The organism is Lacipirellula parvula, from assembly GCF_009177095.1.
GTDB classification, from domain to species: Bacteria; Planctomycetota; Planctomycetia; order Pirellulales; family Lacipirellulaceae; genus Lacipirellula; species Lacipirellula parvula.
Genome location: NZ_AP021861.1, coordinates 4,617,949 through 4,644,104, shown reverse-complemented (window position 1 = coordinate 4,644,104; position 26,156 = coordinate 4,617,949). Strand labels below are relative to the sequence as shown.

Genomic DNA, 26,156 nt, shown 5'->3' with positions numbered 1-26,156 from the left:
CATGCGGAGTTAAGTTGAGGCGAGCCCTCAGGCGAACTTGCTCCGGCGGGTCGTTGACCCGCGGCTACTTGGCAAAGACTATTCCGCGAGCGCCGATCGCGGTTTTGTTTTTTCGGCGACCCACGCCAGCCATTCCTCGGTCGGCGGGCCGTAGGGGCGGAACTTGGTTTGCGTGCCGATGTCGTCGCGATAGAGCAGCGCGCGATTCGCGCCCAGCAGCGTCGCCGCTGGCGAGTCGATGAGGCTGGTCGAGTCGGCGCCGCTCATTTGCATCGCAACACGGAACTCCACTTCGCGGAGCGACAGCCGATCGACCGCGCGGGTGAGCGAGTTGTACGATTCGCACCAGAGGAGCACATGCACGCCGACGACGGGCCCCTCTTTGAGGATCTCGCGGAATCGTCGATCGGGCGCTGGCGGGGCGTTTTTGTCTTTGCTGAACGAGAAACTAAAATCGTCCTCGGTCTGCCGCAGGTCGCGGATCTGCGCGAGGTCGTAAATGATCAGGTAGAGCGAAGGATAGCGTTCTTCGGGCGATTCGCCGCGACGTTTCACTTCGTCGGCGAGCGCGTGGATCGCGGCGGCCGCGCCGCGCGGCGGCACAACTTCCACCGCGTCGCCGACCGCGGCAGCGACGTTATTCCACATGCCGGGGACGTGCGACTCGGGCCGCGTGCCGTCGAGGATCGTGAACCGGGCGCCAGCCTCGCCATGTTGCGCGGCGAGAGCGATGACGATGTTCGCCAACACGCCGGCGGCCATCTCTTCGTCTTGGCCGATGACGATCAGATTGTGACCTCCTTGCCGGCGTAGAACGAGATGCGTTGAGGGCTCGATGCGAACCGCCGAACCAAGCCACAGCGTTGGCTCAAGGTGCGTCGTTCGCTCGGGGTGGCTGATCGCCGCGACCATGTCGGGATTGTCGAACGGGTTCGCGGGAATGTTTCCTTCGAACACGATGGTCGGCTCGTCGGTTGGCATCCGCGGCGTCGGCTGCGCCAACAGCGCGGCGAGGTAGGCCTGCCGCTGCGGATCGGGGAGCCACACCACTTGGAACGGATGGTTCCCGGCGACGAGGCCGTTTTGATCGTTGTAGATCGCCTCGCCCGGGCGATTGAGCAGGCGGGCGGCGGTGTTTTCATCGCTGAGGATGAGGTGCGCATCAGCTTCGCTGCATTCGAGCGCGATGCGAACGGCCATCTGCCCCAGCGTACTGCGGGCCAGCGAGTAGGCGCCGGCGAGCGTCTGCGAACCGAGCATTACATGGATACCGAACGCACGACCTTGCCGCACGAGACGATCGAGCAACAGCGCCGCATCTTGGGCCAGTTTGTCGTCGGCGACGAACAGTTCCTGGAACTCGTCGACGATGAGCATCGTCCGCGGCATCGGGATCTCGGGCGCCGCACGCCGGAAGCCGCCAAGGTCTTGCACGGCGTACGAGCGGAACAGTTCGCCGCGGCGCCGCAGTTCGGCGTCGAGCCGTTCCAGTACGCTCACGCCGAACTCCCGCTCGCTCTCGATGGCGATCACGCGGGCATGCGGCAAGCGTCCGTTGGCGTACGCCTTGAATTCCACGCCCTTCTTAAAGTCGACAAGGTACAGCTCGACCTGATCGGGAGCGTAATGGAGCGCGACGTTTGTGATGAGGGCGTGCAGCAGCGTCGACTTACCCGAACCGGTTTTGCCGGAGATGAGAGCGTGCTGCGACGTGCCGACGCCGAAGCGGAGCGACTGCAATTCCTTCGCGCCGGCTCGACCCATGGGGACGACCAGCTCCCGCGAGCTGTCTTCCTCCCACAGCCGGTCGGGCGGCGGCGCCACCATCGAGAACGGCACCTCGACGCGACTCGCCTTGCGCGACTGCTCGCCGGCAATTCGCAGCAGGTGGTTCAGCTCCTCGGCCTGCGGCATCCGGTCAAGTTCGAGCGGCAGCTTCTCGAACAGCGGGTATTTCCAGACGAGCCGGTTATCGAGCCACTGCAGGTGGACCGCGTCGTCGAGGAGCGGCTGCAGCCGGAACTCATGCGGCAGTTTCACATCCGTGTCGATGCTCAGCAGCGTGAAGACCCCGCACCGCGGACCGCTCTGCGAGATCGAAACGAGCTTGCGCGCCGCCGAGTCGGAGAACCCGTGCGGGAAGTTGGCAGCGACGATTACATGGTACGGCTCGGCAACTTCGCCGGCGCTTTCGTTGTATTCGTGGATCGTGGCGAACTCGTTGCGGAGGTACTTCTGCAGCACTTTTTCCATGTGCTGACTGATGATCCCGAGCCGTTCGTCGATCTGCTTGTAGTCGGTGAGGATTCGCGCGGCGACGAGTTGCTCGTCGTAGTCGGCCAGGTGCATGAACGCGGCGAAGTTCTCGCCGAGGCCGGCGGGATCGATGATCGTGAACCGCAGCTTGCCGGCAGGCATGGACGTGAGGAACCGCAGCATCATCAGCTGCAGCACCTCGGCGGCCGCGCGGCGCCCTGCCCCGTCGGCGGTGATCACCATCCGCGGTTGTTCTTTGAGCGGCATCGTCGCCGGCAGCACGAGCCGTCGCACGCCTGGATCGAGTCGCGGATCGTCCGGCACGCCATGCTTCACCGCCTGCAGCGGCAGCGGACACAGGCCGAAGGGAATCGCTTCCGGCGGCTCTGTGGGGCGTTGCCACGCGGCGAGGTCGGTCGTCGACCAATCGGGGAACAATTCGCGGCAGCGATTCTGCATCGCGGCGAGTTCGTCGGAGACCGCGCGGAAGCCGCTTTGCCAGGCATCGGCCATTTGCTGCCAAGCGGTCGCTTGTTTTTCATGCGCCGCAGCGCGACGAGCATCGAAACGCTCAGCGTTCTCGCGTTCCTCGCGCGAGCGACCGGCAACGGCCTGCTCGATGAGCGGCGGGTACTTGGCTTCGGCGGCCGAGAGCGCGGCATCGCGCTTCGCCGAGATCTCGGCGATTGCTGCGGCGGCTTCGACTTCAACTCGCGAGAGTTCCGCCGCATGCGCCGTCTGAAGTTCTGCCCGCTTTGCTGCGAGTTCGTCGTGAGCGTGGGCGACGTCACGTTCGCGGCGGCGGATGTTTTCTTGCGTGAGACGCTCGCTGTGGGCCTTCGCCTCGACGAGCGTGGTCTGCTCCAACTGCTGGTATTGCTCAAGCAGACGTTGGATGCGGCCGAACTGCTGCAGCGAACGTCGTCGTCCGCGCGGCACGGCGACCGCGACGAGGGCGCCGCCGCCGATCGAGCCCAGCACCAACCCGGCAATGAGGCCGATAATCCACCCGAGCCCAGAGATGGCGCCGACAACGACGCCGAAGAGGGCTCCGAACGCGGCCGCTCCGCCGAGCCAACCGAGCCAGCGTTTTCCTTCGAGAAACAGCGAAGGTAGCTTCTGATCCTGTAGGTCGAGGACCGCTTGTTTGAGTAAGTTGAGCGTCTGCTGCAACCGATCGTCGGCCGTTGCCGCTGCGGGAATCTCGGCCGTCAACAACTCCGTCGCGGGATCGGCGCGCCAGTCGAACGCGGCCGCCGCTTGCGTTTGCTCACGCAATTCAAGCAGCGTGTTGGCATCGCGTTGCAAGCCTTCGGCAATGCGCCGCCGCGATTGCAGACGCTTCGTCGTCTCTTCAACTAGCTGCTGCGGTTGCCCTTTGTGGGCTTCGAACACCGTGTTCGCTTGCCACTCCAGCTCTTGGGCATGGTGCTCCGCGGCGGCGAGGCTCGCGTTGCGGCGGTCGTCATTGCCCTTGAGCGCCGTTTTGTGCCGAGTCTCCGCCTGCCGGATCGCTTCGTCGTGAGCAACTATCGCCGCTTGGCTAACGGTCGCATACTCCTCTTCGAGGACGCGCGACTTTGCCGAGTACGCTTCGTTCAGCTTCCGCGCCGTTTGCTCGAACTCCTTCTCGGCGGTTTCCAGTTCCGCGCTGATTGCGGCCGCCAGGATTCGCTCCTCGCCGGCGCGTTTGTCAGCGACCTGCTGCAGTTGCTGCATCAGCTCAAGTTCGCGGCGGGTGGAAAGGCGGGGCGTCGTCAAAGGCTTAAACGTGGAAATAAGAAAGTCGAACGTGGAAATGAAGTGTGGTAAACGATCTCCAATGAGCCCAGACGCTTCAGCGATCCCTGAACCCCGAACCCTGCCTTCTGAACCCTCTACTACTGCTCACACTCATTGTGCATGTGGGCGACCATTACCCCCATCCGCTGCATCGAGTCGAGGGCTAGTTTGACGGTCGGGCCCAATGGTTCCAAGTGATTTTCACAAAAAGCGCGACTGACGCCGTCGTTCCACTGCTCCGAGACCTCCAGCCACGCCTTTTGCAGGTCTTCAAAGGCGTCGCGAATGTAAGCGGCATTGGTATGCAGGTCGGCGGGGCGCATTACGTTTCATTGTCCGTGGTCAGTGGTGTGTCTTGCGCCGGCAAAGCCGCGACCGGCGGTCGCGGTGCAGCGCTAACCGGCGTCGCATTCGAAACCGGCGCCGCTACCGGCTCAGCCGGCGTCTGCGCTTCCGGCGGACGTTCAATCTGATACTCCTCAAGCCGCCGAACAATCGTCTTCAGCAAGGCTTGCGCTTTGGGAACGTCCAGTTCCATCGTTCGGCGAAGCTGCCCAATGCGGCCGTCGTATTCAAACTGCTCGTGCCGAAAGCTACGTTGCCAGCGTTTGACCGCCTCGCACTTCTCTTGGCAGTAAGCGCGGCGCGCCTTCGCGGCGACAAGCGCGGCCTTCTGCTCGCGGCAGGTCGGCCGCTCGCCGGCGACGGTCATTAACAAGCAGCGTTCCAGATCAAGCTTTGCTTGGTGGACGGCGTCCTCCGCGAGGTGCGTTTGGTTTTTCCAGTGAGATGGACGGTCATGTTCGACCCAGTTCGACGCGCGGTGCAGCTCGCCGTCGAGCGAATCGATCGCATTCTGCACCCGCTCCTGAAATTTGACCAACGCGAGGCGGAAGGCCTCGATGGCTGCGGTCGAACGGACTTGCGCGGGGGTGGACATAGTAGTGAGCAGTGAGCAGTGAGCAGTGGGCGGTTGTGAGGCAGAAATTCCTGCCCACTGCCTACTGCCCCCTGCCGACTATCGTTGCGTCAGATACTCTTCAATCCGCTCCGCCTTACGCAGCAAGAACGGCGCATACTCGTTGGTGGCTTCGATCGAGCGGCTGATCAGCTTCATATGCTGCTCGAACTCCTCGCTGAACTTTTTCTGCTCCTGGTCGCGCCAGGTAACGTTCAGAGCGTGGAGCTGGCCGGCGAGCGTGGTCATCCGCTCTTCGAGTTCCGCGTTGAAGAGCTTGAGCTGATGGGCGAAGCGGCGAAGCTCCGCCGGATCGACGACTGCCTGCGACATGATGAGGCCTCTTTCTCCGGGCGTGTTCCGCGGCGACGGCTGGAGGCAAGAAAACGAACGTCGCACCGCCCGTAAGTTTGATTCTAACCCCCTTCAATTAGAGGGTAAAGAAAACGTCGGCGCAACGGCCAGTTCGGCGGGCCGCTCGGGCCGCTAGGCATGGTCGAGGCGGTTATTTCGGTTGTAGCGTCCCGAAACGCTTAGCCCCCGGTTGAATGACCGGGGGCTAAGGCGACGTCAGATTAATGGTTCAGCCAAGGGCTGCGTTACCGCGGCGGCAAGGCGGCCGTCCGGGAATCGAACGGCGTTTCCAACAGTTCCGGCAACGGGCGATCAGCGCCGCGGTAGGAAGGATCGATCGAGTCGAGTTCCTCGGCGACGGCCCGCACGGTGTAGTGGATTTGCTCCGGCGTGTGGTTGCTCGTGATGAAGAACCGCAGCCGGGCGGCCCGTTCTTCCACGGCCGGGTACAGAATCGGCTGCACATTGATCCCGCGGCTCCGCAGCAGTTGCGAGAGCACGAGCGCGTGTTCCGAGTTGCCCGTGATCACTGGCACGACCGCCGTGTTGTTGCTGCCGCCGGTGTTTAGGCCGGCGTCTTTCGACAGGCGGAGGAACAGCCGTGAGTTCTCGGCCAAGCGAGCTACCCGTTCCGGTTCCTCTTGCAGGAGGTTCAGTGAAGCGAGCGCCGCAGCCGCATTCGCCGGGGACAGGCCGACGCTGTAAACGAAGCCCGGCGCCGTGTACTTAAGGTACTCGACGATTTCCTTTTGAGCGGCAATGTACCCGCCGCAGCTGCCGAGCGACTTGCTGAGCGTGCCCATCCAGAGGTCGACTTCACGCGGGTTGATGCCGAAATGCTCCGACATACCGCGGCCGTGCAGACCCATCGTGCCGAGCGAGTGGGCCTCGTCGACCATCAAGTAGGCCTTATGGCGTTTCTTGATTTCAACGAACTGCGGCAGATCTGGGTAGTCGCCGTCCATGCTGTAGACGCCTTCGACGACGATCAGCACGCGGCGATACTCGTGGCGAATCTCACCGAGGATTTTTTCCAGAGCACGCCAGTCGTTGTGCGGGAACGGCCGACGACGGGCGCCCGACAAAATAGCGCCTTGCATGATGCTGTTGTGCGACAGCGAATCGTGCAGAATGAGATCGCCTGGGCCAAACAGGTGGCCGATCACCGTCTCGTTCGTCGAGTGACCGCCGACTAGCACGATGGCCGCTTCGGTTCCGATGAAGTCGGCAATACCCCGTTCGAGCGCGCCGTGGAGCGGCTTCTCGCCCGAGACCAACCGGCTGGCCGAGACGCTCGTGCCGTAGCGTGCCACCGCGTCGCGCGTCGCGTTGACGACCACGGGGTCGCCCGACATGCCAATGTAGTTGTAGCTGCAGAAGTTGATGTACTCCTGCCCGTTGATGATCGTGCGATCATTCATGATCCCTTCATGCACCGTGAAGAAGGGATTCGTCATGCCGTGCTGCGTGGTGAGCTTAAAGTTCTCCTGCAGGCGGAGATACTCGGCCGACTTGGCGAACTGGTAGTCTTCCTCGGCAACTTCGTAAGCCGCTGGGGCGCCGGTGCGAACCTTTAGTTCGCCGCCCATAAACTGTTCGATCGCTTCGACGACTTCGCCGCAGGTTTCCATCGACGGCAGCACAGAGTCGGGGAAACGGCCGCCGAACGCTTCTTCCAGCGAGGCGACGATTTCCATCCGCTCGAGCGAATCGAGACCGAGTTCGACGATGTTCGTGTCCCAGTCGAGTTCGCCGACGCGTTCGCGGCCGATTTCGCGGACCTTCGCGTAGACGACTTCAATGATCTGCGGGCGGTTGCCGGTGAGGCGCGGGTCGGCGCCCTTGGGGGCTGCAGCGTTAACGGGAACCGGCTTGTGAGCAGCGAAACCGTTGATCGCGGCTGGCTTCTGCGGCAGATCGGCGGCGACTTCCAGGCCGTCTGACTCGTCGTCGCCGTCTTCGCTATCGCGACGGCGGACCGACTTAATGACTTCCACTTGGCCCGTCTCGGCCGACCAGGTGGCGACCGCGGCCAGGGTGCCGGCGAGGTAACCCGCCTGGCAGGCGTGGCGCTGGATCTTACCGCTGGAGGTCTTCGGAATGCTGCCGGTCTTCAGCAGCACGACCGCCGACACGGGAAGCTCGAAGTCCCCGGCGATGCGCTTGCGGATGGCGGTGATGATTTCTTCGAAGTCGAGGTTGCGACCGCGCTCGGTCTCTTGCACGACGACCAACCGCTCGGCGCCTTGATCGCCCACGGCAAACGCCGCGGCAACGCCGAGCTTCACTTTCTCGTGCGCGACGCCGATCGACTGCTCAATGTCCTGTGGGTAGTAGTTCACCCCGTGGATGATGATCAGGTCCTTCAAACGCCCGGTGACGAACAGCTCGCCCTTGTGCAGGAAGCCGAGGTCGCCCGTGCGGAGGAACGGGCCGCGGCCATCGCGCAAGCGGGCTTGGAATGTTTCGTGAGTGGCGTCTTCACGGCGCCAGTAGCCTTGGGCGACGCTGGGGCCTGAGACCCAGATCTCGCCGACCTGATTGGCCGTGCAAGGTTCGAAGGTGTCGGGATCGGCGATGACGATGTTTTGGTCGAGCAGGTTGCCGCCGCTGCCGACGAGTTCGCGGGCATGCTCGGCGCCCGTCGGGGCCGGGACGACTTCATGCTTCTCAAGGGCATGCAGGTCGAACGACTGGACCACCGGTTCCGACTGCTTATACCCGCCCGCGACGATCAGCGTTGCTTCGGCCAACCCGTAGCAGGGGTAGAACGCCTCGCGACGGAAGCCGCATTCGGCGAAGGCGTTGCTGAACCGCTCGATCGTTTCGGCCCGTACCGGCTCGGCGCCGTTGAAGGCGAGCGACCAGCGGCTGAGATCGAGGGTCCGCTTCTGTTCGGCGGTCACTTTCTCGGCGCACAGATCGTAGGCAAAGTTCGGCCCGCCGCTGATCGTCGACCCCGACTGCGAAATCGCTTGCAGCCAGCGAACCGGCCGTTGTAGGAAGTGCGTCGGCGAGAGCAGCGTATTGAGGCGGCCCATGTAGAGCGGCTGCAAAATGCCGCCGATGAGGCCCATATCGTGGTAAAGAGGTAGCCAGAAGCAGCCGCTGCCTGAGCGCGAGTGCTCGAAGGCGTAGGTGATCATGGCCGAGTTGTGCATCAGGTTCGAGTGGGTGAGCATCACCCCCTTCGGCGTGCCGGTTGAACCAGACGTGTATTGGAGGAAGGCGAGCGTATCGCCATGGACGTCGGGGCGGCGCCATTGGTCGGCGAGTTCGTCATCCCATTGATCGGTGGCGCGCCAACGGATCCGCTGCAGCGCGGGGGTGTCGGCGATCATCGTTTGCACGCGTTCGAGAACTTCGAACGTCGTGAGCGCGATCTTCGCTTCCGCGTCGTTCGCGATGGCGTCGATGCGGGCCATGTTCCGGTTGCGGCGCGGCGGGTAGGCCGGGACGGCGATCACGCCCGCGTACAAGCAACCGAAGAACGCAGCGACGAAGTCGAGGCCGGACGGATAGAGTAGCAGCGCCCGTTCGCCCTGCATGTCCATCGCCTGTAGCGAGGCGGCGATGGCGCGGGCTTTGCGATCGACGTCGGCGTAGGTCCACTCGAGCGTCGACTTTTCGCCGTCGAGCAGGAAGCGGTAGCCGAGGTCGTCGCCTTGGTGCATGGCGCGATGCCGCAGCAGCTCGACAAGCGTCGACGGGCCGAAGAACGATCCAGGAAGTTGATCCGTGTGCACTTCTAACTAACTCCTAGCGGGTGGCGCCAACCATCAGCGCGAAAACCGCGGAAACGCAGGGCTCGTAGGCGGGCAATCGGGGCGGGGTTTGCAGAACCCTTCGTCGCCGCGATCGGGGAGGTAGCAGCCCCGCTCAAGATATTCTGGTACTAGCCGCGACCTCGCTCCGCTGGCACTCGGCGACCGGCGGGAGCCGGGGCCAAAACCAAACGAGGAGAGGCGGGGCCAAACAACCGAGCGGTCACATCCTGCAGCGCTCGGTACAGTCGTGAGCCCGTTCCAGGGGCCCAACGTGGTCGGGAGTTATTGTATTTGGCTGACATCGACCGTTCACCCCCTTGGAGAGCTATTTTTGGGGTCAGGTGGGCGCGAGGGAAGGTCTAACCATCGAGCCTACCACCCTCCGGAACCCCGAGCAAATCGCGGCAACCCTGCTAACCAGCGTATTTGCTTTGACTTTGTTTCTCCGCTGGGTGTTGCCAGCAGAGTCGGGAAAGTTTCGGGAATCGGCGCCGTTTCGCTGGACGGAGCCTCCGGCAGGACCGCCGAAGTTGGTCAGAAATTGCCCCCCAAAAATCGCCCTGCCCGTAAACTCTGCCTCGCAGCGGGAAGTGGTGGCGGCGGGGCCAATTCACAACGCCCATTTAGCCGCGGGCGGTAGCCCGCGCGTTGTTCGCCTTGCCGCGCGGGCTGGCGCCACTCGGCTAAATGGGCGTTGCGGCGTGGGGTGCGCTTTCGATGGGGCCTTGAGAAGCGCGTTCGAACGGTTTGTGGCGCCGTTACGCCTTAACGTTCGGTGAAAGAAGCGTGCACAATTCACGCGAATGACGGCGCCCGCGACTTGCCGTTTTTGCCGCTTCGAAGCATAATGGCGAGGAGCGTCGAATGCTGTTGCCGGCCCCCGAAGTCGCCTTTTAAGGAGCTAACCCTTGTTAACCGAAAGTGAAGTCTCGCGTAGCTGGACCAAGCTGTTTAAGAGCGGAATTTTCACCGAGGTGAGCTTTGAAAAGGCTGAGGCGTTGCTGGAAGAACTCCGGCCAACGAGCCCGCTGCGTCACCGGCTGATGTCGGAGCTCGAAGAGCTTCGCCAGCTCCACGGCGAGCGCGTCGAAGCCTAGTCTGCTCTCGACGGTAGAACGATCGGCGTCGAGTCGCCGAGTGACAAGACACCAGGCGATCGCAGTCTAGGCTGCGATCGCTTTTTTCATGCGCTGTGACCGTTACCGCCTGTTTTTGCGGTCGCTTTCCGTAAACGAAAACAGCCCCGACCTAGCTAGGTCGGGGCTGCTGACGTTTCGATTCTTATCAGGCGTCGCTTAGAAGTTCACGTCGAAGCCGAAGTTGGCGCCGTTCATGAACACATTCTGCTTGCCTGCTTGGTCGTCGATGAAACCCATCCGCGGCAGTTCGTAGCGAACTTGGCTTGACGCCCGGCTGACGTTGTCGATGAACAGCGCCGTGTAGCCAATTCGCAAGGCGATTGCCCGAGTAAGTTGATAGTTCAGGTCGGCTCGCAATTCCGCGGTCGGAGAGAAGTCGTTCTCCTGCTTGCCGTGGTCCGTGACCGTCGTGACCATGTACAGCGGTCGGTTGTATTGGCCAGGGACCAAGTCTTGGCCAAGGGCGGTATCTTGCTGGAAGTTTTGCACGTTGTAAGCAAACATGAACCGGCCGCCGACGCCCAAGTTCCACCGCTTGCGTTGGTGGTTCCATTGAGCCGAGATCTGCGGACCGATGAGGTTATTCGTCACCCGGGTGTTCCAGAAGCTGGTGCCCAAGGTTCCGCCGACGCCGGCGACGTCGAAGTCGTCCCGCATCCGGAAGTAGCGAACGCCGGCGCCAATTTCCACCGTGTTGCTCTGATCTTTCGTCATCTTGTGCAGGTTGCTCAGACGATGGGTCCGCATCAGTTCGAGGCCGCGAGTCTGAGTGGCCTGACGCACGCCGAGGAACCGGAAGCTCACCGGCAAGGTCACCAAGTCGTCGAAGTCGCCGCGTTGATCGTCGGCCAAGATGCTGTCCGGCTGACGACCTGGATCTTCGAGATCGTAGCCGTCAGGACCGAACTGCCCGTCGCCGTCGATGTCGTCGGCGATGCCATCCGGTTGGTAGGCGCCGCCGCTCGGACCGACGGTGTCGATCCAGCCGACCATCAAGTTCTGAGGATCGTCGAACACGACCATCGTCGAACCATAGATCGTGTCTTCCGTCGCCGACCCGTAAAGCTGTTGGTTGGCGAAGGTCGGACCGTCGAGGACGTTGATATTCCACGCCTCGTCGCCGTTGTAGTAGCTGAAGTTATAGCGGTGCCCCCAATCGAACACGGCGTCCGGCGGAGCCGAGTCGAGACCGCCGAGCAGATTCGGCGGTGCGATCATGACTGGCGTGGCGGTGCCGTCGGCAAGGAAGCGGCCGGTGAGGAACTGACGCCATGGCGCCAGCGACCCGTTGCTCGTTCCGTCGGTGCCGATGCGGTTCCGTTCGCCGGTGATCGCCCAGACCAGGCGGTCATAGCTGAAACCATAACCGCAACCACGCTCGATCGGCTCGCAATCGAAGTCGAAGTCGACCGGAGCGAACCACTGCATATCATGCTCGCAGCAATCTTCGCACCAGGCGTCCGTGGCCTGAGCGGCGGCGCGGTCAGCGCCAGCGGCGACCAGTAAACAAGCAGCGAGCCAGCGAGTTAGCTTTCGTACAGTCATGGTTTGGAACTTCCCCTCGTGGGAGCGTCGCTCGGTGAACGACGCTGTCCGGTTGGCGGCGGCGCTGCCATTGTGCAGCCGGCGCGATGTCTCTGTGCCGGTAGTATCGGATTCGCTTGATTCTCCGGTTGAGTAAGACTGGTAAAGTCTGACGAAAATGACGGTCATCCGGTCCGAGGTGCTAGCGGCGCGGAAACCGCCGCGAGCCTGCGCAGTGCAAAAACCTCGGCAAAACAGCGGTTTACCGGCCTGAAGCGGGGCTCGGCGGCAGCCGCCGTTAGCCAAAAAAAATGTGCAGACTTCGTTCGACTCGCTCCTGCGAATGGCGGATGGAGCGCTAAGCATGGGGTGAGCAGGCTCCCCTCTTGCCCATTTTTACGAGCAACAGGCCATGGAGCATGTGCGAACCGCAGCGGGACGAGCGTGACGTTCGTTTGTACGGCTATTTCCGCAGGGATATACTTTCGCAACACGCCTCCCGCTTGGAGCGCTTTGCCGCCAAGGGGATGCTGCTCTCTGCGAAGACCTCTTTATATGACAATGCATCCCCTTGATCTGTTGCGGCGGAAGACGGCTTGGGCGTGGCTTCTCGCCCCGCTAGCAGCCTTTGGTTGCGGAGCCGCCCCCAGCCAGGCTGAACCCGCCGCGGCCACGGCTGCTGACGCCGCCGAGAAGGCGGATGCACCTGGGGAAAAATGGGTCCGGCTGCTCGAAGACGAGCAAGGCGAGCCGATTGCCCTGGAAACGGCGATCGTTCGCTACGTCAAGAAGGACGATTTCGTCGCGGGCAAAGCGCCGGATAAGTACAAGGAATACGTCGACCTCGTTGGCGCCGTCCACATTGGCGACAAACGCTACTACCGCAACATTAACCGGCGATTCAAGGGGTACGACTCGGTGCTTTACGAGCTAGTCGCACCCGAGGGGACGAAAGTCCCACGGGGCCGCGGCACTTCGAACGCCCATCCCCTGGGAGCCCTGCAGAACGGGATGAAGTCGATGCTCGAAGTCGAGCACCAGCTCGAACAGGTCGACTACACCCAGGACAACATGGTCCACGCCGACCTCTCGCCCGACCAGTTCATGGAGTCGATGGCCGCCAAGGAAGAGGGGTTCCTGGAGATGTACTTCAAGCTGCTGGGCGCCTCGATGGCCCAGCAGAGCCAGGCAGCGGGGGCGACGGCCGACGTCGACATCATGGCCGCGATGTTCGCGACGGACAGAGCTCGGCAGCTGAAAATCGCCCTCGCCAAGCAATTTGAGGGGATGGAAGCACTGATGACAGGCTTTTCCGGCCCGGAGGGATCAACGCTCATTACCGCGCGGAATGAACGGGCCCTGGAAGTGCTGCAGGAACGGCTCGATGCCGGAGACCGGAAATTGGCCATTTTCTACGGCGCTGGGCATCTCGCAGAGATGGATCAGCAGCTTGAAGAAGACTTCGACATGGTTCCGGTGAGCGTCGAATGGCTCGAAGCCTGGGATTTACGGCAGTAAAGGAAGCCCCGAGGCTGTTCCGCTGCGGCTTTCCCCGTCCGTTCAAGCAGCCTGGCCCCGGCGGACGATACTGCCTTTTCGGCTCGCCGCTTGAGTGCTAGAATGGCGAGCTTTCGCCGGCGCCGTGTGGGCTGTCCGTGCAAGCTCACACCGTATGTTTGGGAGTTAGTTCGATGGCCAAGCCAGGTCGTAAGGTGAAGAAAGCCAATCACGGCAAGCGTCCCGCTTGCAGCCGCCCCCGCAAGAACCGTCGCCAACAGGTGAAGACCTAGTTCGCGACTGCCTGCTGAGTGCTGTATTTCGAGCCCTCTAGCTCGGGGTGAAATCGCCGCCGTCCGCACGAACCGCGGGCTTGTTAGGCGCACAAGAATACGTTTCTGAAGAACTGGCAAGAGGAGCGACCGTCGTGCCGGCTCAAGAACTGATCGTCGATCCGGCAGAGATCGACTTCAGCCGAATCGTTGCCGACCTCGATGAGATTCGGCAATACATTCCACAGCGCTTCGCGATGGAGCAGCTCACGGCGATCGTCGTCGACGACGTCGAGCGCAAAGTCTGCGTCGGCTACCGCGACCTCACGGACCAAGAGTTCTGGGTGAGCGGCCACATGCCGGCGTACCCGCTGTTGCCGGGCGTGATCATGTGCGAAGCGGCGGCGCAGGTGCTGTCGTTCCATGTGCAGAAGAACGACCTGTCGGGCGTCGAGGTGGTCGGCTTCGGCGGACTCGACAAAGTGAAGTTCCGCGGCGTGGTTCGCCCCGGCGACCGGTTGATGGTTGCGATCCAGGTGACCAAATTCCGCCGCGGGCGAATGGTCGTTTGCAAGTTCCAGGAATTCGTCGGCACGACGCTCGTCTGCGAAGGCGAACTGACCGGCATCGCCCTGCCGCCGGATATCTTCGACTACGGTAAGCCGGCGAAGTAACATGCGACCGCCGCGCCGAGAAGTCTAACCACAACGGCACGACGAACACGACGGAAAGAGCCTTTCTCTTCCCTTCGTTGTGTCCGTCGTGCCGTTGTGGTTAGTTTTTTATTTGCTTGTATCTGCTTGGCGCTCTTGGCGTCCTTGGCGGTTCAATTTTTGAGGTTCGAACCATGGGCCGCCGTGCTCTTCCGAAAATCGATCAAACGCTCGACCTGTCGCGGCATTTCTACAAGGTCGAGACGCTGCCCGCGCCGTGGGATCCGGTGGCCATTTTCGGCCGCGAGGCGCCGCTGGAGATCGAACTCGGCAGCGGCAAGGGGCTCTTCCTGCAGAACGCGGCGATGGGAACGCCCGAGCGGAATTTTCTCGGCGTGGAAGTCGCCTACAAGTACGCCAAGTTTATTGGCCATCGCCTCGCGAAGCGCGGCATCACGAACGCCATCGCGGTTCATGGCGATGGGCTGAAGATGTTCCGCGAGCAGGTGCCGGACGCCTCGCTCGCCGCCGTTCACGTTTACTTCCCCGATCCGTGGTGGAAGGCTCGGCATCACAAACGCCGTGTGATGAACGAATCGTTCCTCGAAGACGTCGTTCGCACGCTCCAGCCGGGCGGCAAGCTTCACTTCTGGACCGACGTGAAGGATTACTTTGACTCGGCCCTGGAACTGATCGCCCAGGTGACGCCGCTCGTGGGGCCGCTGGCCGTCCCTGAGCGCGAGGCTGAGCACGATCTCGACTTCCGCACGCACTTCGAACGCCGCACGCGGCTGCACGGCGAGCCGGTTTACCGCTCTGAGTTCGTGAAGCAGTAACGTCCCCTTCTAGCCCCGGGCTCCGCCCAGGGGTGACGTAGCGTAGCGTTGGGCGAAGCGTGCCGGAATGGGCAGCGACCCCCTGGCGGAGCCAGGGGCTAGAGTGCGCTAGCCAGCCGTCGTCGCGGCCGCTTCGTAGGTCCGCTCCGCCGCCAGATCGGCGTGCGTTTGGTAGTTGTCGAGCGCCACCTGATATAGCTTCTGCCCCCACGGCGTCGGGTAATCCCCGGTGATGCAGGCCCGGCAGAGCTGCTCCGGCGGTTTGCCGACGGCTCGCGAAATCGACTCAACCGGCAGGTAGCGGAGCGAATCGGCGCCCAGTTCCGCTGCCATCAGGGCGAACATCTCTTCGCTCGGGAGATTCTTTTCGAGGAACCGCGGGGCGAACAGCTCGCTGATCCGCGACATGTCGATGCCGTAAAAGCAGGGGGCGATGATTGGCGGACAAGCGACGCGGACGTGGATTTCCTTAGCGCCGCCAACCTCGCGAATGCGGTCGAGTAGCACGCGCATCGTCGTGCTGCGGACGATCGAATCTTCGACCAGCAAGACGCGCTTGCCGGAAAGAACCTCGGGAAGCGGCGTGTACTTCGCGGCCGCCTTAGCGACGCGGCCCGCTCCACCTTCGATGAACGTACGGCCCGCGTAACGATTGCGAATAAGGCCCTCGACGCTCGGCACGCCCAGCGAATAGGCCATCGAGTCTGCCGCGGCTTTGCTCGTATCCGGAACCGGCACCACGACCAGATCGTCGCCCGGCGGGATCGTTTCCATCCGTGCGAGCTCTTCGCCGAGCGCCGTCCGCGAGAGGTAAACGCTGCGGTCGTCCATTGTGCTGGCGACGTTGGCGAAGTAGATCCACTCGAAGAAGCAGTGAGCCGTCCGCTTCTTCTCAACGAATCGCTCGATCGAAATCTTGTTGTCGATCACCGTGATCGCTTCGCCGGCTTCGAGCGAGCGGATCGACTCGGGCTGAAAGCCGAGGTTCAACAGCGCGACGCTCTCGCTCGCCGCGGCGAGCAGCGGGCCTTCGATGGCGTAGCACATCGGTTTGACGCCAAGTGGATCGCGGGCGATCAGCATCTCGCCCTTGGCGTTGAGCAACGCCAGGCTGTAGGCGCCGTCGAACCGCTCGGAAACGGCCCGCATGATCTCGATCAACGACGGCTTGCGGTCGCCCGACATTTCGCGGCTGATCTCGTGCATGATGATTTCGGTGTCACTCTCGCGAGTGAGATGGTGATCATCTTCAGCCAGCAGCTTGTCGCGCAAGGCGGCGTAATTCGACAGCTGCCCGTTGAACGCAAAGCTGAACCACTTCCGCTTTTGCAGGTGGTGACGCTCGAACGGCTGGGCGTAGCTGACGTCGTCTTCGCCGCAGGTGGCGTAACGAACGTGGCCGATCGCCGCACGGCCGGTCAGGCTTTTCTGAATGCTTTCAGCCTTCGCCTTATGATTCAGGCGGAACGCCTCGCTCACCGTTCCCAGCTTGCGATAGGTCTTCAGCAACTGGTCGCGGTTGGGATTGTACGAGGTCATCCCGGTCGAGAGCTGGCCGCGGTTTTGCACGTCGAGCAGCATTCGCGGCATGAGCCGAGAAATCTCGTCCGGCCCCTGCGACGGGCACAGCGGGCTGATCTCGTCGCCCTGGAGGTGATAGACCGCGACAACGCCGCATTCGTGGTGGAGTTCGTCGCTCATGCGCGAAGGGCGGGACCCGAGGGTGTTCTGTTCCGAGGCAGGACGGCGAGCCGCGGGGGTTACCCCCGCGGAACGTCTATTCTACGCGCGCCGTACCATTCCCTCAACGCCCGGGCTGCCGCACTGACAGCAGCGAGGCGGAGTTCTGAGCCGATTTTGCGGCGCTCCGGCGGGGCGTTGCCCCGCGGCTATTTGACGCTCTTGAAGAATTTGTATGCCTCTTTGCCGACTAGTTTCATGGCGGCGTCGAGGTCGTCGTCGGTGCTCGTTTTAGGGTTGTACGTTCCCATGGCGATGACGATGTAGGGCCGTTCGGGAAGTTCCACGAGCGCCCACTCGGTGAGCAGCCCCGGCAGTTCGCCCGGTTTGAACGGCACCGGCACGCTCAACGGGACCGTCGAACGAATGGCGCCCGACTTCGATTTGCGGAGAATCGCGAGGGCGTGGTCGCTCACTGCCTGGTTGACGAATTTTCCCTCTTTGAGCAGCCGCATGATGCGGGCGGCGTCGGCGGGCGTCGAGCGATTCTCCTCGCCGCGAGCCGCCGCGGCCATGTCCATCATCCGCCGCCGCAGCACCGTCTGTCCGCAGCCGATCGATTCCATCGTCGCGGTGACGTTCTCCATGCCGACCCTGTCGATCAGCAGATTCGTCGCGGTGTTGTCACTGAGCAGAATCATCAGCACGCAGAGATCTTCGATGCTCAGCTCGACCGAGCCGTTGCCAAGCTCAAACAACACGCCGCTGCCGGTCGTTTTGTCTTGCTGCTCGACCCGCACGCGATCGGTGAGAGCGAATTTCCCCTCATGCGCTTGCTTGAGGACTTCCATCAGAATGGGAGTCTTGATGCAACTCGCTTGCGTGAAGTGGCGGCCGGAGTTCACCGCAAACGCATGCTCGCCGGCGAGATCCTCGACGACGAGGCCGAACGTCCCGTCGACGCCATCGGCGATCGCCTGTAACCGCGCTTGCATCTGCTGATCCGCCTCGCTCATTTCCTCCTCCCCTGCCCTTGCATGGCTCGACAGCGATAAGCTCGACGCGGCTATCGCTGCCAATAAGAGTATCTCACGCAAAGGCGCGAAGGCGCAAAGTAAGAATGAAGTCTTACTCGCGGCAGTTCTCTCGAACGAAAAAGGAAAAAGGTGCATGGCGAAGCCTTTAACTCTCCATGTTTTCTTTGCGCCTTCGCGCCTTTGCGTGAGATCTCTCCGAACTACTTTTTCTTCGCCGGCTCCTCATGCTTGTACTGCAGCGCCGCGATGAGGGCGTCGCCGTATTCCTTCCACAGCACCTCTTCATCCATGCCCGCATCAACAGGCAGTTCGAGCGTGATGATCGGGCGCCCCAGCGTCGTGCCGACGAACGAGCCGAGCGAACCAGGCCGGCTGCCCAGCTTGTTCAGCGGCAGCTTGCACTTGGCGGCCATCGCCTCGGCCATCTTGTCGGCGGGGCCGTCCCAGTCGACGCAGTTCAGCGGTTGGTGAATGCTCACCACGCGATTCGGAAAGTACTGGCATAGCACCCGCATCAGCACGCGGCTTTCCGGTTCCGATAGCGGCGTGTCGCCGTGCGGCTTCACGTCAGCCTCGCCCCAGTTGCCGGCGGGGAAGTTGCGGTTGAGGTCGACGCCGTTGCGGTTGAATCGCACGTTGTCGGCGAAGCCGTCTGGATTCGCGACCGGCATGATGACGATCTTGCGGCCTTCAATTTCCTTCGGATTCGCCTTTAGCCACTCTTCGAACTTTGCCACCAGCGGCGTGCCGGCCGCTTCGTTGCCGTGAATCGTCGCGATCAGCCAAAAGACGTCTTTGCCGTCGCCGTAGACGTTGCATTCAATCGGCAGCCCGCCGAGAGTTTGGCCGACGACGATCTTTTCGAACTTCACGTCATCGGCAATCGCCGGCGAAACAGCGGCGCCGAGCGCTAGCAACGACAGCGAACAACAGGCGAGGAAAGAGCGGCGAATCATGAAAACTCCTGGGCGGGAACTTTGGCGGGAGCGAGCGCGTCGAAATGCCAGCGTCGTACTGTGACGCGCTGCTGTTGATCATCACTGGCAGCAGCTAGCGCGTCAATTCGCGACCATGCCGTTACAAACGCGTTACGCGAAAACCGTTGCGATCGGCGCCCGCCGGGCCGTAGTGTGTCTATCAGCGATGCTGCAGATTTCACGGTCCGAGCGTGCCGAAACGCACCGTGCGCAGCATTTTCTCTAAATCACGCAGGAGGTGGCTTTGATGTTCCGATTGACCCTGGCGCTCGCCCTCGCATGCTCATCGATCTGTTGGTCGTGGGCTCCAATCGCACACGCATCGAGCGCGGTCGAAGGCCGTGTCACCGAAGTGACGCTCTACCGCGGACAGGCGCAAATCACCCGCACAGTGCCGATCGACGGCGCCGCCGGTCGGCGCGAAGTCGTGGTCAGCAACCTCCCCGAGCAAATCGTGCCGAATAGCTTGTTCGCCGAAGGGGGCGACGCGGTCGAGATACGGGCTGTCCGCTTCCGCACTCGTGCCGTCGGTGAAGAACCGCGCGAAGAAGTCCGCAAGCTCGACGACGAAATCCTTGCCGCGCAGCAAGAGCTCGATCTCACGACAAAACGGCAAGCGCTCCTGGTAAAACGAACCGAATACCTCGCGAAGCTGGAGGGTTTCATCGCGCCAACCGCTCAGTCTGATCTTACGAAAGGCGTGCTCGACGCCGAGGCGCTCGAGCGGCTGACGACGTTCGACTTCGCTCAGCATGAAACAATCGCCACCGAAGAAGTCGAACTCGCCAAACAGGCCCGCACGATCAATGAACGGCTGGAACTTCTCAACCGCAAACGGGCCGAGATCACCGCCGGCGCCTCGCAGACGATCCGCGAAGCGGTGTTGTTCGTGCAAAAGCAAGCGGAGGCGCCGACCGAAATTCGGCTCAGCTACCTCGTGAGCAACTGCGGCTGGTCGCCGTCGTACGCGATGCGTGCCGCGGCTGACGGCAAGCACGTGCGCGTCGAGTACAACGCGCTCATTCAGCAGCTTTCGGGCGAAGACTGGAACGACGTCGACCTCACGCTTTCCACGGCCTCGCCGGCGCTCAGTGCGGCAGGTCCCGGTTTGGCGCCGCTGCATGTGATGCTGGCGAGTGATGCACGCGATCAAGATCCATTCGGGGCGCAGGTTGCAGCCAACGGACCGTCAGACGCCGCCCAGCAGGCGCCACAGCAAACGGAGGTCTACTTTGGCCGCGGTCTCTCGAAGAGCCAAGTCCTCGGCAAGCTCGAAGGCCTGCAATCGCAAAAGCTTGAGTACAGCAACGCCGTCGGCAACGCCGGCAACTTCGTCGACGTGAATCGCTTCAGTTGGAACCTCAACGACGTCGCTAGCAACTACCAGCAACTGGAACTCAACGGCGACGCGACGACTCTCAGCGTCCTCCGCAGCGAAGCGAACGGCGACAGCGACGGGCCAAGCCTTAGCTACCGGCTCGGTTCGGGCGTGAGCCTCGCCAGCCGCACCGATCAGCAGATGGTGCGAATCATGCAGACCAACATGGAGAGCCAGTTTTATCATGTCGCCGTGCCGGTGCTCACCTCGTACGTCTATCGCGAGGCGGAACTGAAGAACACGAGCGATGAAGACCTGCTTGCGGGCCCGATGACGGCCTACCTCGATGGCCGCTTCGTGGGCAAAGGCGAGCTTCCGACGGTGGCGCGGGGCCAAAAGTTCGTCGTTGGCTTCGGCGCCAATCCGCAGCTGCGTGCCCGCCGCGAACTCGTCGACAAGAGCGACAGCGTCCAAGGCGGCAATCGCGAGACGCGATTCGAGTACCGGCTCGTCGTCGAGAACTTTAGCGATCAACCGACGCCGATTCGCGTCATCGACCGCTTGCCCCACGCCGAGCATGGCGCCGACATTCGCATCACGCTCGGCGAAACGAGCGACAAGGTGAGCGAGGACGCGCTTTATGTCCGCGAAGAACGGCCGATGGGCCTCCTCCGCTGGGACGTCGAAGCCCCGGCCGACGCCGCGGGCGAAGCAGCTCGTCTGATCACCTACAAATACGCCGTCGAGTACGACCGCAAATTCGTCGTCTCGGCGCCGTCGTCGAAGGAAACGCTGCAGGAGGAGTTCGAACGCCTGCAACGCGACCGGCAGAAACGCTAACCAACAGCAGTCATCTCCTTTTAGCCCCCGGCTCTTCAAGCCGGGGGTCGTTTAAGATTCCATCAGATAGCTGCGACCCAACCAGGTCGTGGCTTTTTTTGGGCGGGCGCCACTGGCTTCCTGCCAGTGCAGAAGTGTGGGAAGAGATTTTCTGTCGTCTGGCTTGCAAGCAGCCTGGAGGAGAGACTGGCTTGTCGGCTGCGGTGGATGGAAGTCGCGTGTCAACTTCTCAGTCGCTACGCGCCAGTGGCGCTAGGCGCATGACGCTGCCCTTCACATCATCCAGTCGACGCCCCACCCCAGGTGCTCGATGATATAGTCGATCCGCCGGGTGTGGGGACATCCGTGAACGTAAGGGCAATGCACGATAGCCCACCAATGATCGGTGTGATGGCTATTTTCGGTAGTGCTAGGTCGAAACGCGTGCTCGACGTAGATGCGAACCCCCGTGACGTCGATCGGATGGTACAGCAATTGTTTCAACATCGCGTGTGGGCACTCGACCAACCAATCCGGAGGCATGCAAGTTCGGAATCGTGAGACGACTATAGAAATGATTTGATCGAAGTCGCCTCGAATAGTTTCCGCCAGGAAGTCCCTGTCGCCGCCTTCTGCGGGTATCCCATTTTTGCTTAGCGGAAAGACGTGCCAATCCGCACGGTCAGAACTGTCGAAGTACGGGTGCGTTAGGTACTCCACCGAGATGGTCCTGTGAGATCGCTGTTGCACACAACACGAAGGCAATGGGAATCCTAGATTAGCGTCATTTGCGCGATCCCCCAACGCCAACGGCGTTGCATCATCCAGTCGAGGGTTCTTAGTCACTATTATCTATTCTTAGTCACTATTATCTAATTATCTAGCAGTGATGCTACTTCCAAACCTCTAGCAATCGGCGCTGACCTCGACTAAGTCGAACAGACGGTCGCTTCTGACGGATCAGCAGCAACGCATCATCTGCGGTGCGGGCATAACCCTCAGTGAGCAGGAAAGCGGCTGCAACGGTAGCGCTCCGCCCGTGTCCGAGAGCGCAATGGACGAACGTCGGTCCCGCTCGCATCGAATTGCGGAGCAAGCGCACAGCCTCGCTCAGCTGAGCGCTGGTGGGGGCCACGCCGTCCAGCATCGGCACATTTACATAGGTCCTCGCTCTTAAGGAGGCGGCTTCCGAAAACTCAGATGCTAAATCTAATATCTGTTGAGCGGGCATCAGCGCCGCCTCGCGGGGACGAAGCCTCCTCCCCAGGTACAGGCCCGGCACGATCTCGTGCCATGGTGAAGCTCGATCCAATCTGCAAAAGGTTGCGAACGTCAGATGATTGAGAAAGTGAAAGGGGGATAGTGGAACTCCCCATGCGACTCGAAGCTGACCGTTGTGCGCTTTGCCCAGCAATCCAGGCCTTCGCAAACTGTAAGCGATGGCGACAAGCGAAAATGCGATCGCGGTTAGAGCAAGCAAAGGTGCGACGATCAGCGGACTGCTCAGCGCACCCATCGCACAGCTCAACGCGAGCAGCGAAAAGATCATCGCGTATTTCGACGAGCTAGCCATTTCACTTTCTAGCGGCCCCAAGTCAGGATCGCTTGTCTCGCCAAAAGCGTCAATCAAAGTTACTTGCTATCAGCCCGCGACGCTTCCAACCACTCCACCCCTGCGCGGATGCTGCCGAGCATGTCGCCGTGCCAGCCATGCCCGCCGGCGTACTCAACGAGCGTCGTCTTTGCTCCCGCCGCCGATAACGCGTCGTTCGCCTCGTGAGCCATCCGCGGCGGGCAAACTTCGTCCTCAGGCGAATGGTAAATGTAGAAACTCCGTCCCGCGGCGTTGGCGGCAGCGGCATAGTCGTCCTTGCGGAAGATCGACATCGCGACGAATGCGCCGCTCGCGGGCGACTCCTTCTGCAGCAGCGAGGCGTAGCACGGCGGCCCGCCCGACGACCAGCCGAGCAAGTACACATGCTGCGGGTCGACCGCCTGACGCTTCGCCGCATCGGCCACGGCGGCGGCGATAAACTCTTCGGTGGTGAACTTCATCCCCGGCGTCCGCGTGCGGTGCGTCGGCCAGGTGATCTGTTGGTTCGGTCGCCAACGCTTCGAGATAAGATGCGCGACGGCGTACTTTCCGCCGAGCCCATGGGCGTGGATGCTTTTCACGAAAGGATGGAACTCCGCGGAACCATCGCCGCCCGGCAGTACGACGAGCAGGCCGGTCGGTTTGTCGTTGGCCGGCAGGAAGTAGTACTCGCCCGATTCGTCGTCCTTCACGTTGAGTGCGATCGCTCCCTCTGCGGTCGGCGCCGGCGTCGCATCTGGTTGCGATGGTGCAGCCGGAGTCGTTGCTGACGTCGCATCACTTGCCGCTGCTTGTCCAGCCTTCGGGACATAACGGGCCGTCAGTTCATCAAACCAAACTTCGCCCGGCCCATAGATCTGCAGCGCGACGCCAATCTTCTTCGTCCCCGCCGGTACAGGAACAACGCCGCCGTAGCGCGCCCAATCATGATCGGCGGGCCCGTCGCCCTCCTCTTTCGCGCCGAGGTACGCCAGCCACTGATTGCCAATCATCTCGTCGCCGTCGGCATAAAACTGCACGTCGACGATCGCCTTCTGAGCCTGCATCGCTTTGACTTTCAGACAGACTTCCAGATTCGCGGCGCCGCCGACATGCGGTACCGTGCGAATCCATTGGGCGATGGGGAAGTAGCGATTCTCGGTCTTCCGCAAGCCGAGGCTACGCTTGCCGTGGGACGCTTGCGCGTCAGCCCAGATGTATTCAACGCCGGGGACGTTCGCCCCCTCGCGCCATCCGGTGGGACTTTTCTTTCCTGACTCGAAGCTCTCTTTCAGGAGGTATTCGTCCTTCGTTGCCGGGGCTTCTGCGGCGATAGACGCACGGGTTGAAGAGAACGCTCCGAAGATTACAAGTATGCGCGCGCTGTAAGTGAAGAGGTTTGTCATTTCAGTCCCTATTACTTTGGGAGATGTTGTGAAGAACACAAATCATGCGAGACAAGCGTGCTAGAAAGCTCCGGAGGAGCGAAAGGTTGTAGCCAGGGGCGCGAGCCCCTGGAAAATTGCCGCCAACAGTTCGAAGCCCCGCGAGGGGCGAAATCAATCGTTGAGCTAGGCTGTACGCAGCCTGCGCGGTGTCGCCCCTTCGGGGATATTCGTACAGAGGCGTCATCAATAGCGCCCCGTCTTACGTCGAATCAGGCAACCGCACCACCACTTCGCCGCTATCGTCGATCGATGCGTTATGCGTCTCCCATTCGCCGGTGGCTTGGCGAATGTAGAGGGCCGCCCGGTCGCCCGGTGCGAAGTAGGGCAAGGCCACGCGGCCCTCGGCATTAGATTCGCGAACGATCGGCGCCGCGCTGCAAAAGTAAACGGCATGCCGTTGGCCGCTCGTGTCGATCCGCGCGAACGGAAACACGTGGACGCCGACCGCCGGCTGGCCCGCGGACGATTCAAATCGCACCGCCAGCGGCGTCGTTCGTTGGAGCTTAAAGTCGACCGGATCGAGCTGCCCGTCTCGCGGGTCGATGTAGTTCGATTTCAACAGTCGCTCGTCCGCGATGACGGCAATCTGCACGGCGTACTTCTCGTCGAGCGGGTAGACGTTTTCGATGTGATACATGCCGTCGGCGCCGGTGATCGCCGTATACGCCAATTGGCGGAACGCCTGCTGCGGCCAAGTCTTGACCACCGCCAGCACATGAGCGCCGGAGATCGGTTTCCCCATTTCATCGACGACTTGCCCCACGAGGTCGCCGTCGCCAACCCACGGCGGCGCGTTGAGCGCTCTGTAGCTCCAGGCGCCCAGCGCCGCGGCGCCGGCGATCAGCAGCGCCGTCAGCGCCAAATGCCGCCGATGCCAGCGCGAGTGAGTCTCCGCGGAATCGGCTGCACATTCACGGATAACGCCGGTCACGTCGCCGAATCGCTCCACAGCTGATCGCCGCGCCTCATCGGCGGAGACGCCCAGCTCGGCTTGCCGCGCTGCGGTTTCAGTCAGATGAAACGCGATCTCGTCGCGAATCGAATCGCTCACCCGATCGGGAACGCCCTGCGGGGACGCGACGTAATCGCGCACCTCGCCCCACCAGCGCTTGATCATGATTGCCCCTCCGCCGGATCGGCGTCGAGCACCAGCGAGATGGCCGACACCAGCCGGCCCCACATATTCACTTGCTCGCCCAGCTGCGATTTGCCGGTGCGCGTGAGTTCGTAAAATTTGGCCCGCCGATTCGACTCTGACTGTCCCCACGAAGCGCCGATCCACCCCCGCTTCTCCATGCGGTGGAGCGCCGGGTAGAGCGAGCCCTCTTCGACGCGCAAGGCGTCGTTCGTCGTCACGCCAATCCACTGGGCAATCGAGTACCCATGTCGCGGACCGCCCTGCAACGACTTGAGAATCAGCATGTCGAGCGTTCCTTGGAGCAACTCGGCTTTTTCAGATTGTTTGGCCATCGACGCTTTCCCCTAGTCGTTCTATGGGTATCTTGCCGTCTCTCCCCTAGAATGTCAAGGGAAGCCGCGCAAAATCGACGGCTGAGCACAGCCGTATCGTCAGCCCGGATGGTTACGATCAGATCTGATTCCTCACGCCCGCGCGTACGCCATCGTTTGCCATGCCTTCATGTTCGGGGGGGCCGACCTTTTCCCTCAGCTCGTCATAGGACTCGATCTAATGCGAACCACAGTACCTCTGGCACTCGCCGCGCTCGTTGCGTGGCTCGCGTTGCTCAATCCAGCGCACGCCGTCAACCTCGTGACGAACGGCGGCTTCGAAACGAGCGATTTCTCGGGCTGGACGTTGAATGGTACGCCCAGCTCGCTTTTCAACATTTTCGATTTCGAGCCCCATTCCGGCCAGTACGCGATGTTTGTCGCTGACTATGAGGCCGATCACGATCAGATCTATCAGACCGTTCCTACCATCAACGGCCAGAGTTACAAGATTGAGTTCTGGCTCCGAAACATTGGACTCGGCAACGACGCGGTCCAAGTCTTTTGGGAAGGAAATCTCGTACTCGAGCAGAAGCCCGTGTTGGCTCCGGTTAACCAGTGGACTCTGTACAAGGCGTCGGTGACCGCCACGGCAGATGGCTCGGAATTAAGATTGGGCGGTTTCGACGAACCGCAGGTCATTAATTTCGACGACATCAGCGTCACGCCGATCCCCGAACCGAGCGCACTGCTGCTGGCTGTTGCGGGAGTTGCCGTGTTGGTGCACCGCGGAGCGAAACGCTCAAGCTGACGCTGC

20 protein-coding genes are annotated in these 26,156 nt (G+C 62.0%); 7 read left to right on the top strand and 13 right to left on the bottom strand.

Features of this window, described 5'->3' with window-relative positions:
- Window positions 1-78: 78 nt before the first annotated feature.
- From PLANPX_RS18190 to PLANPX_RS18170, 5 genes are all read right to left on the bottom strand, one after another.
- Window positions 79-4,017 (bottom strand): FtsK/SpoIIIE domain-containing protein, encoded by a 3,939-nt coding sequence (locus PLANPX_RS18190; protein ID WP_152100106.1) that lies wholly within the window; start codon window positions 4,015-4,017, stop codon window positions 79-81.
- A gap of 119 nt (window positions 4,018-4,136) precedes the next feature.
- Window positions 4,137-4,361, bottom strand: a complete 225-nt coding sequence (locus PLANPX_RS18185) for a hypothetical protein (RefSeq protein ID WP_152100105.1) — start codon at window positions 4,359-4,361, stop codon at window positions 4,137-4,139.
- Complete coding sequence (locus PLANPX_RS18180; RefSeq protein WP_152100104.1) at window positions 4,361-4,978, bottom strand: hypothetical protein; 618 nt, start codon at window positions 4,976-4,978, stop codon at window positions 4,361-4,363. The genes PLANPX_RS18185 and PLANPX_RS18180 overlap by 1 nt, the downstream gene beginning before the upstream one ends.
- 78 nt (window positions 4,979-5,056) lie before the next feature.
- Window positions 5,057-5,329, bottom strand: a complete 273-nt coding sequence (locus PLANPX_RS18175; protein WP_152100103.1) for a WXG100 family type VII secretion target — start codon at window positions 5,327-5,329, stop codon at window positions 5,057-5,059.
- Window positions 5,330-5,595: 266 nt separating this feature from the next.
- Window positions 5,596-9,096: an aminotransferase class I/II-fold pyridoxal phosphate-dependent enzyme gene (locus PLANPX_RS18170; protein WP_232536169.1), complete on the bottom strand. Its 3,501-nt coding sequence runs from the start codon at window positions 9,094-9,096 to the stop codon at window positions 5,596-5,598.
- Window positions 9,097-10,025: 929 nt separating this feature from the next.
- Between PLANPX_RS18170 and PLANPX_RS18165 the strand changes: the two genes are divergently transcribed.
- Window positions 10,026-10,214 (top strand): hypothetical protein, encoded by a 189-nt coding sequence (locus PLANPX_RS18165; protein WP_152100102.1) that lies wholly within the window; start codon window positions 10,026-10,028, stop codon window positions 10,212-10,214.
- 198 nt (window positions 10,215-10,412) lie between these two features.
- Here PLANPX_RS18165 and PLANPX_RS18160 read toward each other — a convergent pair whose 3' ends face one another.
- On the bottom strand, window positions 10,413-11,801 hold the full coding sequence (locus PLANPX_RS18160) for a BBP7 family outer membrane beta-barrel protein (protein ID WP_172992154.1): 1,389 nt from the start codon (window positions 11,799-11,801) through the stop codon (window positions 10,413-10,415).
- 534 nt (window positions 11,802-12,335) lie between these two features.
- On the opposite strand from PLANPX_RS18160, the gene PLANPX_RS18155 reads away from it, so the two are divergent.
- The 4 genes from PLANPX_RS18155 to trmB all read left to right on the top strand — a co-directional run bounded on the left by PLANPX_RS18155 (window position 12,336) and on the right by trmB (window position 15,038).
- Window positions 12,336-13,298, top strand: a complete 963-nt coding sequence (locus PLANPX_RS18155) for a hypothetical protein (RefSeq protein ID WP_152100100.1) — start codon at window positions 12,336-12,338, stop codon at window positions 13,296-13,298.
- A gap of 173 nt (window positions 13,299-13,471) precedes the next feature.
- Window positions 13,472-13,570 carry a 50S ribosomal protein bL37 gene (locus tag PLANPX_RS28500; protein ID WP_369299135.1) on the top strand — a complete coding sequence of 33 codons (99 nt, stop codon included), beginning with the start codon at window positions 13,472-13,474 and terminating at the stop codon, window positions 13,568-13,570.
- A gap of 134 nt (window positions 13,571-13,704) precedes the next feature.
- Window positions 13,705-14,223 (top strand): 3-hydroxyacyl-ACP dehydratase FabZ family protein, encoded by a 519-nt coding sequence (locus tag PLANPX_RS18150; protein ID WP_152100099.1) that lies wholly within the window; start codon window positions 13,705-13,707, stop codon window positions 14,221-14,223.
- 173 nt (window positions 14,224-14,396) lie between these two features.
- Complete coding sequence (gene trmB, locus PLANPX_RS18145) at window positions 14,397-15,038, top strand: tRNA (guanosine(46)-N7)-methyltransferase TrmB (RefSeq protein WP_152100098.1); 642 nt, start codon at window positions 14,397-14,399, stop codon at window positions 15,036-15,038.
- A gap of 108 nt (window positions 15,039-15,146) precedes the next feature.
- On the opposite strand, the gene PLANPX_RS18140 is transcribed toward trmB, so the two are convergent.
- The 3 genes from PLANPX_RS18140 to PLANPX_RS18130 form a co-directional block, all read right to left on the bottom strand.
- Window positions 15,147-16,739: an amidophosphoribosyltransferase gene (locus PLANPX_RS18140; RefSeq protein WP_152100097.1), complete on the bottom strand. Its 1,593-nt coding sequence runs from the start codon at window positions 16,737-16,739 to the stop codon at window positions 15,147-15,149.
- 188 nt (window positions 16,740-16,927) lie between these two features.
- Window positions 16,928-17,734: a serine hydrolase gene (locus PLANPX_RS18135; protein WP_172992153.1), complete on the bottom strand. Its 807-nt coding sequence runs from the start codon at window positions 17,732-17,734 to the stop codon at window positions 16,928-16,930.
- Between the two features lie 221 nt (window positions 17,735-17,955).
- Window positions 17,956-18,711: a DUF2817 domain-containing protein gene (locus PLANPX_RS18130; protein WP_152100095.1), complete on the bottom strand. Its 756-nt coding sequence runs from the start codon at window positions 18,709-18,711 to the stop codon at window positions 17,956-17,958.
- Window positions 18,712-18,979: 268 nt separating this feature from the next.
- Between PLANPX_RS18130 and PLANPX_RS18125 the strand changes: the two genes are divergently transcribed.
- Window positions 18,980-20,890 carry a mucoidy inhibitor MuiA family protein gene (locus PLANPX_RS18125; protein WP_152100094.1) on the top strand — a complete coding sequence of 637 codons (1,911 nt, stop codon included), beginning with the start codon at window positions 18,980-18,982 and terminating at the stop codon, window positions 20,888-20,890.
- Between the two features lie 871 nt (window positions 20,891-21,761).
- Here the strand turns inward: PLANPX_RS18125 and PLANPX_RS18120 are convergent.
- The 4 genes from PLANPX_RS18120 to PLANPX_RS18105 all read right to left on the bottom strand — a co-directional run bounded on the left by PLANPX_RS18120 (window position 21,762) and on the right by PLANPX_RS18105 (window position 25,360).
- On the bottom strand, window positions 21,762-22,499 hold the full coding sequence (locus PLANPX_RS18120; protein ID WP_152100093.1) for a dual specificity protein phosphatase family protein: 738 nt from the start codon (window positions 22,497-22,499) through the stop codon (window positions 21,762-21,764).
- 2 nt (window positions 22,500-22,501) lie between these two features.
- A complete protein-coding gene (locus PLANPX_RS18115; protein ID WP_152100092.1) occupies window positions 22,502-23,848 on the bottom strand; it encodes an alpha/beta hydrolase in 1,347 nt (448 codons plus the stop codon).
- A 241-nt stretch (window positions 23,849-24,089) separates the two neighbouring features.
- Window positions 24,090-25,007 carry a carboxypeptidase-like regulatory domain-containing protein gene (locus tag PLANPX_RS18110; protein WP_152100091.1) on the bottom strand — a complete coding sequence of 306 codons (918 nt, stop codon included), beginning with the start codon at window positions 25,005-25,007 and terminating at the stop codon, window positions 24,090-24,092.
- Window positions 25,004-25,360: a PadR family transcriptional regulator gene (locus tag PLANPX_RS18105; RefSeq protein WP_152100090.1), complete on the bottom strand. Its 357-nt coding sequence runs from the start codon at window positions 25,358-25,360 to the stop codon at window positions 25,004-25,006. Before PLANPX_RS18105 ends, PLANPX_RS18110 begins: the two co-directional genes overlap by 4 nt.
- 220 nt (window positions 25,361-25,580) lie before the next feature.
- Between PLANPX_RS18105 and PLANPX_RS18100 the strand changes: the two genes are divergently transcribed.
- Entirely contained in the window at window positions 25,581-26,150 is a 570-nt protein-coding gene (locus PLANPX_RS18100; protein ID WP_152100089.1) for a carbohydrate binding domain-containing protein, read from the top strand.
- Window positions 26,151-26,156: the final 6 nt, after the last annotated feature.